Raw genomic sequence first — 14171 nt, 5'->3', positions numbered from 1 at the left:
AAAACGTTTTCCAGCTGTCAAGCTTTTTTCTTGGGCGCTTTTGTGTTACTGTATATTCAGACTTTTAATGGGAGTATTTTTTATCATGGAAAAAAAACCTCAACGCCAGGCTAAAAGACGGCCGCAACCTAAAAAACGGCCGGTCAAAAAAAGGCGCCCTAAAAAGCGCAAGCGCAAGATTACTTGGAAAGGAAGAATCCGCCGCCTAATTACCAGCCTGGTCTTTTTAACCATCGTGTTTATCTGCTTTGTCCTCGGCTTAGTTATTATTTATGCTAGACAAGCGCCTGCCTTAGACAATAACTACCTAATCAGTAGCGGGACAACTACGATTTACGACCGCCAAGGCCAGAAGATTTTTTCACTGGGCCTGCAAAAGCGGCAACCGGTCAAGGCTAATGAAATCCCTAGCCAGCTAGCCGACGCGGTGACTTCGATTGAAGACCGCCACTTTTATAAGCACTTCGGCTTAGACCCAGTCAGAATTTTAGGGGCAGCTGTGGCCGACTTAAAGCACCCCGACCGGGCCTTGCAGGGGGGCAGTACCTTAGACCAACAGCTAATCAAGCTCTCCTATTTTTCAACCAAGAAATCTGATCAGACCTTTAAACGCAAGGCCCAGGAAGCGTGGTTAGCCTTACAGCTAGACCACCAGTACTCAAAGGCAGACATCCTTAAGTTTTACGTCAACAAGGTCTTTATGGGCAACGGGATTTACGGGATGCAAACGGCGGCTAAATACTACTACGGTAAGGATTTGGCCGACTTATCACTAGCCCAGACCGCAACCATTGCGGGCATTCCCAACGCCCCTTCGACTTATAATCCTTATAGCGACTTGCAAAAGGCAACTAAGCGGAGAAACACCGTCTTAAAGGCGATGTTGGCTAACAAGAAGATTAGTCAGCCAGCCTACCTGGCGGCAATTAATGAAGACATTAGCTCAGGCTTGGTGCCTAAAGCTAGTCATGCTCAGAGTCAAACCAACCAAAAGGCTATTTTAGCCGACCCTTACCTAAAGCAGGTTTTAAGCAGTGCTAAGCAGGCAGGCTATGATCCTTACCGGAGTGATTTAAAAATCTATACCAACCTGGATATGCAGGTCCAAACTAAGCTTTACCAGCTAGCCAATTCAAATGAACTAGCCTACCCTAATGACCAGCTCCAAGTTGGGGCCAGTGTAGTCGACCCTAAGACCGGGGCTATCTTAGGGATGATTGGGGCCCGCAAGGTTGATAACGTCACCTTTGGCTTTAACCGGGCCGTCCAAACCAGCCGGACGAACGCTTCGACTGCTAAACCTTTATTCGACTACGCTCCGGCCATCGAATACCTGGAGTGGCCGACCTATCACGAATTAGACGATGGTCCTTATACCTACGCTGGGACTGATAAGGAGTTGCATGACTTCGATAACCGCCACCTAGGTAAAATGACCATGCAAGATGCCTTAATCCAGTCACGAAACATTCCGGCTATTAGGGCCTTAGAGGCGGTCGGAATCACCCGGGCTCAAAACTTTATTAGCCAGTTGGGCTTCACCTACCCGAACAACTTGGAACTCCAAAACGGGATTGGCCTCCCTTCATCCAGCCTGCAAAACGCGGCTGCCTACGCTGCCTTTGCTAACGGGGGAACTTACTATGAGCCTAGTTACATCACCAAAATTGTCTTGCCAGCCGGTGAGACGCGGAAGTTTACCAGCAAAAAAAAGCAGGTCATGCAAGCTTCAACCGCCTACATGATTACCGCCATGCTCAAAGATGTTATTTACTCAGGAGCTGGGACTGGTCGGGCTGCCAGCATCCCTAACTTCTACCAGGCGGGCAAGACCGGAACCAACGCTTACCCGGCGGATGTCACTACTAACTTTCCTAGTGACGCCTTAATGGACGCGTGGTTTAATGGTTACACCAAAAACTTTTCGGTTTCCGTTTGGATGGGGTATGATAACCCCTACCAACCTAACCACTACCTAACCTCGGCCCAAAGCCAGTTACCTATCGAATTTTACCGCCACCTAATCGAAGCCATCTCCCAGGGCCTGCCTAACCAAGACTGGGCCCGCCCTAGCGACGTTGCGACTAAGGTGATTAACGGTAAGACTTACTACTACCTAACCGCAGACGATGACGATGCTAGTGATAGCTTTAGCGTCCCAGCGTCAAGTTCAAGTCGCCTGGGAGGCTTTGCTAGCACCACCACCAGCTCAGCAACTAGTTCACTCAGCTCTGCCAGTGCTTCTAACGCCACTAGCAGTTTGAACTCAAGTAGCAGCCAGCTTAGTAGCCAAACTAGTCAAACCAGTGTTACTAGCAGCAGCCAGGCTTCTTCAAGTCAGGCCAGTTTAACCCCCAGCTCTAGTGGTAGCGAGGAAACCTTGACTCCTTAATTAAATAACGGCTAAAAAAGCTAACTTTTCAGCTAAAGCCTTAAAAAAGTGCTAGCAATCAATCTTGTCCGTCATTGATTGCTAGCACTTTCTTTATTTATGAGACTTTTCAATACTCATTATAAATGTTATTTCTTGCTGACGCTATCATTAGCCTTAGTTCATAATTAGGCAAAAACTAGTCCCGTTTTTCCCTTTCCATCGCCCGCTTGTAGTAGCTCTCTGCTTGGGCTTGGTTCAGATTCATCTTCTTCATCAAGATATTGATGACGGCTTGGCGATCATTGGTCAGGGCCACTAGGTCGGGGATGAGTTTGATGATGGTTTCATCGGTTCCTTCCCTACGGCCTTGCTTGCGACCCTCTTTACGTCCTTCTTTGCGCCCTTCCTTAATCCCGGCCTTTTTACCACGACGTTCACCAATCTTGATACCCGCTTCTCTAGCGTCCTGCCAAAATGCTCCTGTTAATTCCATATACTTGCGCCCTCCTATCTTGCTGTGCTTAATCTCATCAATTTTGTCCATAATTTGTGGGCCCAACTTTCCAAACGAAGCCGGTTGCCTTAAGAGTAACTGAAAAATGCCCTTGAGTTCGTCACTGACGCCTGCCCAATTCCCACTGGCATTTAAAATCAGCGTGTGGGTTCCATCATTTAGGTGGTTACCTTGCCTTGAGACTATTTCGTAATGGGTGATGGCCTGGTCGGCGTCGGTGAAACTGGCGGGACACAAGAAGATGACGTAGGTCGCCTTTAAGGCTTGATATTCTTCACCAGCCGTCAGCATGTGGTTGGCCATCAAGGCGTGATAATACTTGGACCGCTGGGCAACGTTATGCTCGTTGGTCATCTGTAGCTCGATGTCAAATTGGTTGCCATAAGCGTCGGTACAGTGGATGTCTAAGCGGCCCGCCTTAGACAGATAGTCAGTTTTTAAGTGGCTTTGGTCAACGATTTTAAGCTTGGTAAAATCGTGTTGGGGTAGGACTGCCTTTAAGAACTTACGACAGATTTCTAACTGAGACATGACTAAGCCAAACATGACGTCGTCGGTAAAGTCGGCCCGGGCCAGTTTTTGCCGTATTTTTTGCTTACTTACCATTTGCTTCTCCTTTATTATATAAAATTTGGAGGGCAAAGAGAATAATTTACCCTTCATTATAGATATACGCAAACGAACAGCAAATTAATTCAAAAAATGACAAACTTTTTTACTGCACAAATTATCCCTACTATCCAACCTAGATAAAATTCAAAGTTAGTAAAAAACTAATTTTTCAGCTGAAACCTAGAAAAAGTGCTAGCAATCAATCTTGTCCGTCATTGATTGCTAGCACTTTTTTAGTTAAAATCTAGACACAAGCCCTGGGCCTTTAAAACCTTAACTTGCTCGTCACGTTTCTTAGATGCTACGCTTAACTTCGGTCCAATAACCTGGTTAGTAAAGGAATCTATCCGCCGGTTGGCATCGCGCAAGTCGTAGTAAGTTTGAACGACTTCATCATAATCCTTGAGGTCGCTTGCCTTAAAGTCCTTGGGGTAGTCATTGCCAAAGGCGATAAACTCAAGGGGAAGACGTGGTTTTAATTGGGGGGCTTGGTCTGGGACTCCAACTTGTAAGCCTAAAACTGGGTAGGTTAACTTAGGCAAGTCCAAGACTTCAACTAACTTGGCCGGGTCGTTATTGATTGAGCCTAAAATCACCCCACCTAAGCCCATACTTTCAGCCGCGTTTAAAACATTTTGAACGGCGAGGAGTACAGTGTCCTCATAGGCTTGTAAAAAAATATCGGTGGTATGGACCCTACCTGCGTCATGCCCCGTTTGCTTTCTAATCTGGTAATTGCGGTATAAATCAACCATGAAAATAAACAAGTCCCCGTTAGCCCCAACGTAAGGCTGAGTCGAGATATTCCGGATAGCCGCCCGCTTTTTAGGATCAGTAATGTGCATTACCGAAAAGCCCTGCATAAACATGCTCGTTGAAGTATGGCGTGCCACTTCTAACAAGGTTACTAGCTGTTCTTGGCTTAGGATTTGTTCCTTAAAGGCCCGGATGGTCCGGTGGTCTAGCTGTTTTTTTAGGGTTTCATTTAATTCCATCAAATCACCTTCACTAATAAAAGATAAGTTAATTATACAACAAAAGCAGGCAAAGCCAAATCGCCTTGCCTGCTTAACAAGTTTATTTTACGTCAATAATCTTGACTTTCATTACCCCACCGGGTGTTTCAATCGCAACTGTTTCGCCTAATTTGTGGCCAATCAAACCAGCGGCAATTGGTGATTCGTTAGAAATCTTACCGGCAAAGACATCTGCTTCAGCGGCCCCAACGATTTGGTAAGTTTCTGGTTCATCATCATCTTCTTGGAAGGTAACCGTCTTACCAACGGCTACTTCGTCAGCATCAATTGCACCGTTATCGATGATTTCGGCGTGGTTAAGCATGTTTTCAACTTCTTTAACCCGGCCTTCAACAAAGGCTTGTTCGTCCTTAGCTGCTTCGTATTCGGAGTTTTCAGATAAATCCCCGAAAGAACGCGCAATCTGGATGCGTTTAATGATTTCAGCCCGCTTTTCTGTCTTTAGGTATTCTAATTCTTTTTCTAACTTTTCTTTTCCTTCCAAAGTCATTGGAAATGTCTTTTCACTCATAGTTACACCTCGTTAATTAGTTTTGGAAATAATATCGCGTACCTTAGTGACTAACAAATCGATTGCCACTTGGTTTTCGCCCCCTTCAGGAACGATGATGTCAGCATAGCGCTTAGTTGGTTCAATAAATTGGTGGTACATTTGCTTAACCGTTGCCAAGTATTGGTCGATAACGGATTGTAAGGACCGGCCCCGTTCTTCGATGTCGCGTTGAATCCGGCGGATGATGCGAATATCGTCATCGGTATCTACGAAGATTTTAATGTCCATCAAGTCCCGTAAGCGGGGGTCGTTTAGGACCAAAATCCCTTCGACAATGATAACTTCCTTAGGGTCCTTCTTGATGACCTCTTTACTCCGTGTGTGGGCTGCGTAATCGTAAACGGGCACTTCGATTGACTTCCAGTTTAGCAATTCATGAATTTGTTCGATTAATAAATCAGTATCGAAGGCATCTGGGTGGTCATAGTTAACCTTAGTTCTTTCTTCAAATGGCTTTTCATCTTGCGCCTTGTAGTAAGAATCTTCTTGGAGCATCAAAAGTGAGTGGCCGTGAAGTTGTTCAAAGATGGCCTTGGATACACTGGTCTTACCACTACCGGATCCCCCAGTAACCCCAATTATAATCGGACGCTTGTTGCTTGCTTGTTGTGACATGAAATTCTTTCTCCCTTGGAATTAGTTTGCATTTTCGGTTTCGATTTTTTTAATGTTAGCCTGGTGTTCGGCGTAAGTTGCCGAGTAATAAACCTTACCCGTCTTCATATTGGCAACAAAGTATAGGTAGTTTTTATCACGGTCACTTGGATTTAGGACGGCTTCAATCGAATCAACACTTGGATTGTTGAATGGCCCTGGTCCATAACCCTTGTTCAAGTAGAGATTATAAGGTGAATCAACCTTTAAATCCTTGTAAGTAACGTTAGCCTTCTTGACATTTAAGGCGTAAAGGACTGAGATATCAGTTTGCAGCGCCATGTCCTTGTCGAGTCGGTTTAAGAAGACCCCGGCAATTTCCTTACGGTCTGCTTCTGTTACCCCTTCGCGTTCAACCAAGGAAGCTAAAGTCATTACCTCTTGAACGCTGTACTTCTTAGCGGCAATCTGGCTATAGTAAGGACTTAAAGCCTGGTTAGCCCGCGCCACCATTTGGGTCACTAAGTCTTTTAGGCTCACGGACTTAGTCACCACGTAAGTTGCCGGATACAGGTAACCTTCTAATTTATAGCGGGTATCCTTAGCATTTACCGCGGAAGAAAGCAACTCTGGATATTGTTTTGCTAACTGGTTAACAAAGGTTTGATCATTTAATAACGCTAAGAAATCCTTCTTCTTAAAGCGAGTATTTTCCTCAACCACTGTTCCAATTTCATCTGCGGTAACTCCTTCTTTAACTAAGACCTTGCCGGTATTAATCAGTGGGGTAGAAGAGCCACCCTTTTCTAACTTCTTAGCAATTTGGCTCAAAGTCATTGATGGTTGTAAAACGTAATAACCCGCCTTAAAACCGTTAAATTTCTTGGTTTTCACATAGTAATCAAAGACCATCCCGTTTTTGATTACATGCTTTTCTTCAAGCAAGCTTCCAATTTGTTTATTGGTACTACCTACCGGCACCTTAACTTGAATTAGCTTATGTGACTTAGGATTAAGCGGCTTTAGTGAATCTTGGACATAGTGGTAACCAAAACCACAAATGGCAATCACTAGGGCGCAGATTACCACTACCACCCCAATTACAATTCCCTTAGCCCGCTTTTTAGGTGCACCAGCTATTGGCGCCTGCTTATTTTTATCATCAGCCACGCTCTTTTTTGCCCCCTTACGGAAAAATTCATCTTTCCTATTATACCCCATGGACTTTTTAGGCGCAATACGCGCAAATAAGAAAGCTCCTTAACTACAAGAAAAGAGACCCGTTTGTGGGCCTCTTTTAGCTTATTAACGAACGACAATATCAAACTTAGCTTTCAACTCAGCCACTACCTTGTCAAAGGCTTGGTTAACTTCTTCTTCAACCAAGGTTTTTTCAGGGTTGTTAAAGACTAAGGTGTAAGCAAGTGACTTAAAGCCAAAGTCGATGTGCTCACCTTCATAAAGGTCAAAGAGTTTAACTTCCTTGAGGTAAGGTCCGCCATTTGCCTCAATTGTTTCAACAATCGCAGCGTTAGAAACTTCCTTAGCGACTGCCATGGCAATGTCTCTGGTAATGGTTGGGTACTTGGAAACTGGTTGGTAAACTAGTTCCTTCTTATCCAAAGAAATCAACTTAGCGAGGTCTAATTCAAAGACGTAGGTCCGCTTAAGCTTGTATTCCTTCAAGATAGTTGGGTGGACTTCCCCGATGAAGCCGACAAATTCATCACCGACAAAGATGTCTGCCGTCCGGCCGGGGTGCATTTCATCATGAGCGCCCGTTGCTTGGTAGCTAACGTTTTCTAAACCAAAGCTGGTTAAAAGATAATCAACAATCCCCTTAGTTAGGTAGAAGTCGGCTGCCTTTTTGCCATCGTGCCAGCTAGCCTGGTGGAACAAGCCGGTAATTGCCCCGGCAATGTGTTCTACTTCCCGTGGCCGTTCTGAGCCCTCATCCCTGAAGAAGACCCGGCCTTGTTCGTAGAGGGCCACGTCTTCGTTTTTCCGGGCAGCGTTATAGGCTAAATCGTCTAACAAGCCACTGATTAAGTTCATCCGCACCGTGGTGTGTTCCGAACTCATTGGGAAGTCTAACTTAGTTAACTTGGCTGGTTCAAGCGCAAACCGCTTAGCCTTAGCTTCCGTAGTCAAGCCGTAAGAAATAGCTTGGGATAAGCCGGCCCCTTCCAAGAGGGCGCGGGCCTGGCGAATCATTTTTTGTTCATAAGTGTAATGGCCTGGGGTCGTTTCCCCGGTTGGTAAGGTTGTTGGGAGGTTATCATAACCATAAAGGCGGGCTACTTCTTCGATTAAATCGGCAGCAATTTCAATATCCCACCGTCTTACCGGTACGGTCACCGTTAAGTTGTCCCCGTCAGCTTGGACGCCAAAGCCTAACTGGCTAAAGAGCTTACTAATTGCCGCAACACTTAACTCTGTCCCTAAAACCTTGTTGATTCTAGGGGCGCTAATTTCAATTTGCTTGTCAGCTAAATCTAAGTCGTTAACAGCTGCAATCCCGCTGACAACTTGGCCTGCCCCCAATTCGGCAATCAAGCTAGCTGCTTTATCCAAGGCAGTTTGAACGTCAGCCAAGTTAACGCCCCGTTCAAAGCGGGTTGATGCTTCTGAATGAAGGTTTTCTCTGCGGGCAGTCTTTCTAATCTTGCTTGAATCAAAGACCGCGGCTTCCAAGGCCACCGTTGTGGTTTGGTCAGAAACTTCACTGTCTAAGCCACCCATGACCCCGGCTAAAGCAACCGGCACGTCCCCGTTAGTAATTACCATGTCGGTAGCCTTTAAGGTCCGTTCTTGCCCATCTAAGGTCACTAGCTTTTCGCCTTCCTTAGCCAAGCGAACGACTACTTGCTTAGAGTTAAGTTGGGCGTAATCAAAAGCGTGTAGTGGTTGCCCGTAGTCAAGTAAGATGTAGTTAGTTACATCGACAACGTTATTTAAAGGCCGGATGCCGGCATTCCAAAGCCGACTTTGCAGCCAGATTGGACTTTCCTTAACCTTGACGTCCTTGATAACCCGCATCATGTAAGTTTGAGCAAGCTCGCTTGGCGCAGTTACCGTTAAGTAGTTAGCCACCGAGTCGCTAGGGTCTTCAGCAACCGTTACTTCAGGAAAACTTACCTTGCGGTCATAGATGGCCGCCACTTCATGAGCCACCCCGTGCATTGATAAGAGGTCAGCCCTGTTGGGGGTAATATCAACGTCAACAATGTCTTCGTCCATTCCTAAGTAAGAAAAGATATCTTGGCCCACCGGTGCATCTGCTGGCAAGATATAGATTCCATCCGCATATTTCTTAGGCACCACGCTGTCGCTAAAGCCTAATTCTTGGAGGGAGCAAATCATCCCCATAGAAACGACCCCACGCATCTTGGACTTTTTAATCTTAGTGTGGTTACCAATCCATGAGTTAGGTAAGGCCACGATTACCTTGGCCCCAGCAAAAACATTAGGTGCCCCACAGACAATTTGGTAAGGTTCGTCTAGGCCAACGTCTACCTGGCAGATATTTAGGTGGTCAGAATCGGGATGAGCTTCCATGCTCAAGACATGACCCACCACGACTTTTTTTAAGCCTTCATCTAAGCGGTAATCAGCAGCAATTTCAACTGCCGTCCGCGCAATTTTTTCAGCTAAGGCACTGCGGTCTAAATCACTCACAGGCACGTATTCATTTAACCATTTCGTTGAAACTTTCATTTAATTTTATCCTTTCTGTGAGAATTGATTTAAGAAACGAACATCATTGAGGTAAAATTCGCGAATATCGTCGACCCCATACTTAAGCATGGCGAAGCGGTCAGGCCCTAACCCAAAGGCAAAACCACCGTAAACACTTGAGTCGACCCCAGCCATTTCTAAGACGTTAGGGTGTACCATACCGGCCCCTAAAACTTCAATCCAGCCGGTTTGCTTGCAGACTGCACAACCCTTACCACCACACTTGAAGCAAGAAACGTCCACTTCGGCAGATGGTTCCGTAAATGGGAAGTAACTTGGCCGCATCCGGATTTCACGGTCGGCCCCAAATAAGGTTTTAGCCACTAATTCTAAAGTCCCCTTTAGGTCCGCCATGGTGATATTCTTGTCGATGACCAACCCTTCAACTTGGTGGAATTGGTGCGAGTGGGTCGCATCATCTGTATCGCGCCGGTAAACCTTCCCTGGTGAAATCATCTTCAATGGGCCCTTAGAAAAGTCATGTTTTTCCATGGTCCGGGCTTGCACTGGCGAAGTTTGGGTCCGCATCAAGATTTGCTTAGTGATATAAAAAGTATCTTGCATGTCCCTAGCCGGGTGATCCTTAGGCAAGTTAAGCATCTCAAAGTTATAGTGGTCTTCTTCGACTTCAGGACCGTCTACAATCTTATAACCCATCCCTAAGAAGAGTTTTTCTAACTGGTCAATCACTTGCATCAAGATGTGAGGTTGACCTTCCTTAACCGGAACCCCTGGTAAGGTGACGTCGATTTTTTCACTTTCTAACTTCTTAGCCATCATCGCAACTTCGATTTGTTCGGCTTGCTTAGCGATTTCCTTGGTTAATTCGTCCCTAATGATGTTAGCAAAGCTCCCCACCTTAGGCCGGTCTTCAGGGCTTAAGTCCTTCATTCCCCGCAAGATTTCAGTTAACGCCCCCTTTTTACCTAGGAGGCTAACTCGAATATCGTTAACCTTTTTTTCATTATCAGCCTTTTGAATATCAGATAAACTAGTCTTTTTTAATTCTTCTAGTTTTTGCCATAAATCCATCAATTCCGCCTTCCTTTCCTAAAACGATAAAAAAGCCCCGTCCCCCTAAAGGGACGAGGCTTCGCGGTACCACCCTTGTTTTGCTTACGCAACACTTAAGTCATGCTGATAACGGGCATGAATCCGACTGCTAAGTAAACTCGGGAAGTGAAATTCGGTTATTAGTTAGGAGGATTTTTACAGCTCCCAATCCCTCTCTGACCTAACGCCTAACTTACTAGTTTCCGTCACCGTTTTTTTATTATCAGTCTAAGTGTATGCAAAAAAAACTATTTCGTCAAGCCTTATTGACAATCTGCTAGTGAATACCAAGTTTCCGCCCAGGTATGGATTGATTCCATCACCGGTCTTAGCGCTTGGCCTTGGTCAGTTAATTGGTATAAAACCCGACAACTGTTTGGCTGGGTGACACGCTCAAGTAACCCGTCGGCTTCTAGTTCTTTCAAACGTTCCACCAAAACCCGGTCACTACATTTGTCGACCTTTGAAGCCAAATCCTTAAACCGTTGTGGCCCTTCAGACAAGAGGACATCGATAATTAAACCGTTCCACTTCTTACCTAGGATATTAAAAGTTTTTTCAAACTTAGGACACAACTTAAAGTTTGGCGCTGTTGCTACCTCGGTTGACATGCCTTCACCCCCTTATCTACAAAAAAGGTCTACCAGCACTTGCCAGTAGACCCTAAAAGCGTACAATAGTGCCTTCATACCTATGATACACTATTTACTTACTTTTGCAAAGGAAAATTTTTTAAGCATTTTCCCTTCAAACTCTTGGATTAAGTGTTCAGAATATTCTTGGGTTGCTGAATACTTATCCACCATCGAAACAATTAAGCCTTCTAACGACTTCGGTGGGCAAATAGTTGCCCCGAACATGTGGTGAATAATAATGTCTTTTTCTAAGGGACTTAGCGTGGTTAGTTTTTCTGCATTTCTAACCGCAATCCGGGGGTGAATCCAGGCATGAGTCCCGCGGTCAAACTTGGTTACACGCCAGTCGTAATAAAATAAATCGTGTAAAATTCCAGCCCGCGCAGTGGCCCTTGCATTCAAGTTAAACTTCTTGGCCAAACGGTAACTGAGATAAGAGACCGTAATGACATGTTGCAACCGGGTTGAAAAATGATGCTGGGTGTAATTAGCCAGTTTTTGAACTTCCGGTTTTGCCAACAATTCACCGACATAGCTCATGTACTCTTGGTCGTTACGCCATGTTTCTTTTAACATATAAGCCGATTACCTCTATTCTTAAACTGCTAACCTACTCTCTTTCCTACACCTTCATTCTACAATATCGGCCTCGTTTTGCAAGCAGATTTATACTAAGCTAAGAAAAAATTAATCTTTTTAGGCCAGCAGTTCAAACATTAAAATTCCGGCCGCCACCGCCACGTTTAAGGACTCAGCTTGCCCTTTAATCGGGATATAAAGGTTAAGGTCGGTCAACTCTAGGTGCTGTCTTTGCATTCCGTTGCCCTCGTTACCCATAATCAAAGCAAAATCTTGGTGCTTGCCAACCTGATTATAGGGCCGGGCCGCTTCATTTAATTCACTGCCAAAGACTGGATAGTGTTTAGCTTGAAAGGCTTCAATCCAAGGAAGCAACTCCCCTTGGGCTAACTTAATGTGAAACTGGCTGCCCTGCATAGCCCGCAAGACCTTGGGTTGGTATAAATCGGCGCTCCCAGTTCCAAAGACGACCCCGCTAAAGCCAGCCGCATCCGCGGTCCGGACCATAGTACCGATGTTACCTGGATCTTGAATTCCATCTAGGAGTAACCAGGCTCCCCTTGCTGTTTTGGGCTCAACCGGGACCGTTTTAGCTAGCGAAAGAACCGCAAAGATGCCCTGCGCACTCTTGGCATCGCTGAGGCTTTGGGCTACTTCCGGTGAAATCTCAATCAAATCAATCCCACTTAAACCCTCTAACTCAGCTAGGTGTTTGAAGTCGGCGGTAACTAAAATAGTCGTGATGTCTGCTTGGCTAGCCAACGCCTCTTTAACTAGGTGCCAGCCCTCTAAGAGGTAGCGGCCCGCCTTTTTGCGTCCCTTGGTGGTATGCAATTTTTTCAGGTCCTTAATCTGTTGGTTACCTGTGGCCTTAATAACTTTTGTAAATTCCATTTTAAACTTCCTTCCTGTTAGTCACCTTTCATCCTAACAGACTCGCCTTAAAAAAGATAGGCTTAACACTTGCTTTTTCGCCACCAAAGCGGCTAAACTAGAAAAGTTAAGTTTTTGTAAAGGAGAATTTTTATGCCCAAGCAAAAGACCTTTTTTGCACTCATGATTTGTTTTAGCCTGGCCTCGTCGTATGCCCACCCGGTAACCCCGACTTACTTCAAGTTACTCGGGTTTAACGACTCGATGTTTGGGCTAGCCTTTGCTTTTATGGCCTTGGGGATGTTTTTAGCCTCACCTTTTTGGGGGAAAGTTAGCGCCCTAATCAATTCTAAATTAACGATGGCCTTAGGTTCAGCCGGTTACGGGCTCGGGCAGATCTTTTTTGCCTACTGTACTAGCGCTGGCTGGATCTTGGTTGGTCGCTTAATTGCCGGGCTGGCCTGTGGCGCCTTCTTTGTTGGGGCCTTAACTTATATCACCAACAAGTCTACTAGCACCAGTCGTGGTCAAAATCTGGCCATCAATGCGACCATCCAAACGGTCGCCGGGGCTTTAGGCTACTTTATCGGGGGCTTAGTCGGAGCCTGGTCACTACCTTTAATTTTAAACCTGCAAATTATCCAACTATTTTTGACTGCCTGTGGCTTGTACTGGCTGCTAGAAGCCGATAAAACTACTAACCAACCGCTGGCTTTAAGGCAGTTAGTGAAAGAGGCTAACCCTTTTCGGGCCTTTTTAGCCAGCTGCCAATTTATGAACTGGGCTTATGTGATCATCTTTCTAGCTGCCACCCTCGTCTTTTCGGCCTACACCGCCGTCGATCAAGCCTTTAACTACTATTTAAAGGACGTCTATCATCTTAATAGTAGCTATAATGGCTTCTTTAAGGGGGCAGTCGGCTTAATCTCCCTACTGGCTAACACCACGGTGGGACTGTATTTAATGAAGAAAACTAACGTTAGAAAGTCCCTGGTGGTCATCAACTTTTTGGCTAGCTTAAGCTTGTTACTAGCCCTAATTCTACCAGGTACCTGGGCTTACGTTGGCCTAATCATCATCTTTTATGGTTTTTACGCCATCGTCACCCCACTCTTACAAGATGTGATTGCCATGCAAGCTACTAAGGCTAACCGGAGTTTAGTCTTGGGCTTTTACCAGGCAATTAACTCCTTGGGCATGATTATTGGCGCCTTTTTAGCCGGCGGACTTTACGATTTAAATACCCAACTACCCTTCATTTTCGGCCTAGGCGCTTTTTTGTTAGCTAGCCTACTTAGCTTTTATTACCAACGCCTAACTAAATCGACTTAAGCAAAAAGCACGCTTCTTAATTAGTAAGAAACGTGCTTTTTAATAGCTATTGCTTATTTTTTCCATCTTAATTGGTCCTCATTTTAATTAAGCTGTCAGCTTGATTTTTCTTTCTGCTTCTTCAACAGATGTGGCTTGCACCAAAACGTTAGTGTGCTTACCATCTACAACAAGATCGATTAAATACCATCTCATCATATTATCGCCTCCTTAAAGTTTCGTTTGACTAGCTAGGCTAGTAGTGGCAACTCTTGGAAACAACGCTTGTAATTATCTT

At 45.2% G+C, this 14171-nt stretch carries 12 protein-coding genes and 1 other annotated feature; of the genes, 2 read left to right on the top strand and 10 right to left on the bottom strand.

Annotated elements, in window-relative coordinates; translation table 11 throughout:
- Positions 1-85 precede the first annotated feature (85 nt).
- Positions 86-2392: a transglycosylase domain-containing protein gene (locus FC14_RS09725; protein WP_056977784.1), complete on the top strand. Its 2307-nt coding sequence runs from the start codon at positions 86-88 to the stop codon at positions 2390-2392.
- Between the two features lie 178 nt (positions 2393-2570).
- Here the strand turns inward: FC14_RS09725 and FC14_RS09720 are convergent, their stop codons facing one another.
- From FC14_RS09720 to FC14_RS09675, 10 genes are all read right to left on the bottom strand, one after another.
- A complete protein-coding gene (locus FC14_RS09720; RefSeq protein ID WP_056977781.1) occupies positions 2571-3494 on the bottom strand; it encodes an Rpn family recombination-promoting nuclease/putative transposase in 924 nt (307 codons plus the stop codon).
- A gap of 239 nt (positions 3495-3733) precedes the next feature.
- Complete coding sequence (locus FC14_RS09715; RefSeq protein ID WP_056977779.1) at positions 3734-4495, bottom strand: NADPH-dependent oxidoreductase; 762 nt, start codon at positions 4493-4495, stop codon at positions 3734-3736.
- Between the two features lie 82 nt (positions 4496-4577).
- Positions 4578-5048 carry a transcription elongation factor GreA gene (gene greA / locus FC14_RS09710; RefSeq protein ID WP_056977777.1) on the bottom strand — a complete coding sequence of 157 codons (471 nt, stop codon included), beginning with the start codon at positions 5046-5048 and terminating at the stop codon, positions 4578-4580.
- 12 nt (positions 5049-5060) lie between these two features.
- Complete coding sequence (udk, locus tag FC14_RS09705; RefSeq protein WP_056977775.1) at positions 5061-5705, bottom strand: uridine kinase; 645 nt, start codon at positions 5703-5705, stop codon at positions 5061-5063.
- Positions 5706-5726: 21 nt separating this feature from the next.
- Positions 5727-6905 carry an endolytic transglycosylase MltG gene (gene mltG, locus FC14_RS09700; protein WP_082618738.1) on the bottom strand — a complete coding sequence of 393 codons (1179 nt, stop codon included), beginning with the start codon at positions 6903-6905 and terminating at the stop codon, positions 5727-5729.
- A gap of 84 nt (positions 6906-6989) precedes the next feature.
- Positions 6990-9401, bottom strand: a complete 2412-nt coding sequence (gene pheT, locus FC14_RS09695; RefSeq protein ID WP_056977773.1) for a phenylalanine--tRNA ligase subunit beta — start codon at positions 9399-9401, stop codon at positions 6990-6992.
- A 6-nt stretch (positions 9402-9407) separates the two neighbouring features.
- Positions 9408-10454, bottom strand: coding sequence for a phenylalanine--tRNA ligase subunit alpha (gene pheS / locus FC14_RS09690; protein WP_056977771.1), 1047 nt, complete (start codon positions 10452-10454; stop codon positions 9408-9410).
- A 46-nt stretch (positions 10455-10500) separates the two neighbouring features.
- Positions 10501-10694 (bottom strand) — a binding site (T-box leader).
- Positions 10695-10738: 44 nt separating this feature from the next.
- Positions 10739-11086 carry a winged helix-turn-helix transcriptional regulator gene (locus tag FC14_RS09685; protein ID WP_056977769.1) on the bottom strand — a complete coding sequence of 116 codons (348 nt, stop codon included), beginning with the start codon at positions 11084-11086 and terminating at the stop codon, positions 10739-10741.
- Positions 11087-11176: 90 nt separating this feature from the next.
- Positions 11177-11686 (bottom strand): HD domain-containing protein, encoded by a 510-nt coding sequence (locus FC14_RS09680; RefSeq protein WP_056977767.1) that lies wholly within the window; start codon positions 11684-11686, stop codon positions 11177-11179.
- Positions 11687-11806: 120 nt separating this feature from the next.
- The gene (locus tag FC14_RS09675) at positions 11807-12583 is read right to left on the bottom strand and encodes a TrmH family RNA methyltransferase (protein ID WP_056977765.1); all 777 of its coding nucleotides are present in this window, start codon (positions 12581-12583) and stop codon (positions 11807-11809) included.
- A 132-nt stretch (positions 12584-12715) separates the two neighbouring features.
- Here FC14_RS09675 and FC14_RS09670 point away from each other — a divergent pair, with 132 nt between their 5' ends.
- Entirely contained in the window at positions 12716-13894 is a 1179-nt protein-coding gene (locus FC14_RS09670; RefSeq protein ID WP_056977763.1) for an MFS transporter, read from the top strand.
- The last annotated feature ends 277 nt before the right edge of the window (positions 13895-14171 follow it).

This window comes from Ligilactobacillus agilis DSM 20509 (assembly GCF_001436215.1).
Taxonomy (GTDB): domain Bacteria; phylum Bacillota; class Bacilli; order Lactobacillales; family Lactobacillaceae; genus Ligilactobacillus; species Ligilactobacillus agilis.
This window is presented reverse-complemented; position numbering and strand designations above follow the sequence as displayed.

Coding starts and splice junctions, on each gene's coding strand:
- FC14_RS09715 (WP_056977779.1), bottom strand. CDS start 4,495: ATGGAATTAAATGAAACCCTAAAAAAACAGCTAGACCACCGGACCATC.
- mltG (WP_082618738.1), bottom strand. CDS start 6,905: ATGGGGTATAATAGGAAAGATGAATTTTTCCGTAAGGGGGCAAAAAAG.
- FC14_RS09680 (WP_056977767.1), bottom strand. CDS start 11,686: ATGTTAAAAGAAACATGGCGTAACGACCAAGAGTACATGAGCTATGTC.
- pheS (WP_056977771.1), bottom strand. CDS start 10,454: ATGGATTTATGGCAAAAACTAGAAGAATTAAAAAAGACTAGTTTATCT.
- FC14_RS09725 (WP_056977784.1), top strand. CDS start 86: ATGGAAAAAAAACCTCAACGCCAGGCTAAAAGACGGCCGCAACCTAAA.
- pheT (WP_056977773.1), bottom strand. CDS start 9,401: ATGAAAGTTTCAACGAAATGGTTAAATGAATACGTGCCTGTGAGTGAT.
- FC14_RS09720 (WP_056977781.1), bottom strand. CDS start 3,494: ATGGTAAGTAAGCAAAAAATACGGCAAAAACTGGCCCGGGCCGACTTT.
- FC14_RS09670 (WP_056977763.1), top strand. CDS start 12,716: ATGCCCAAGCAAAAGACCTTTTTTGCACTCATGATTTGTTTTAGCCTG.
- FC14_RS09675 (WP_056977765.1), bottom strand. CDS start 12,583: ATGGAATTTACAAAAGTTATTAAGGCCACAGGTAACCAACAGATTAAG.
- udk (WP_056977775.1), bottom strand. CDS start 5,705: ATGTCACAACAAGCAAGCAACAAGCGTCCGATTATAATTGGGGTTACT.
- greA (WP_056977777.1), bottom strand. CDS start 5,048: ATGAGTGAAAAGACATTTCCAATGACTTTGGAAGGAAAAGAAAAGTTA.
- FC14_RS09685 (WP_056977769.1), bottom strand. CDS start 11,086: ATGTCAACCGAGGTAGCAACAGCGCCAAACTTTAAGTTGTGTCCTAAG.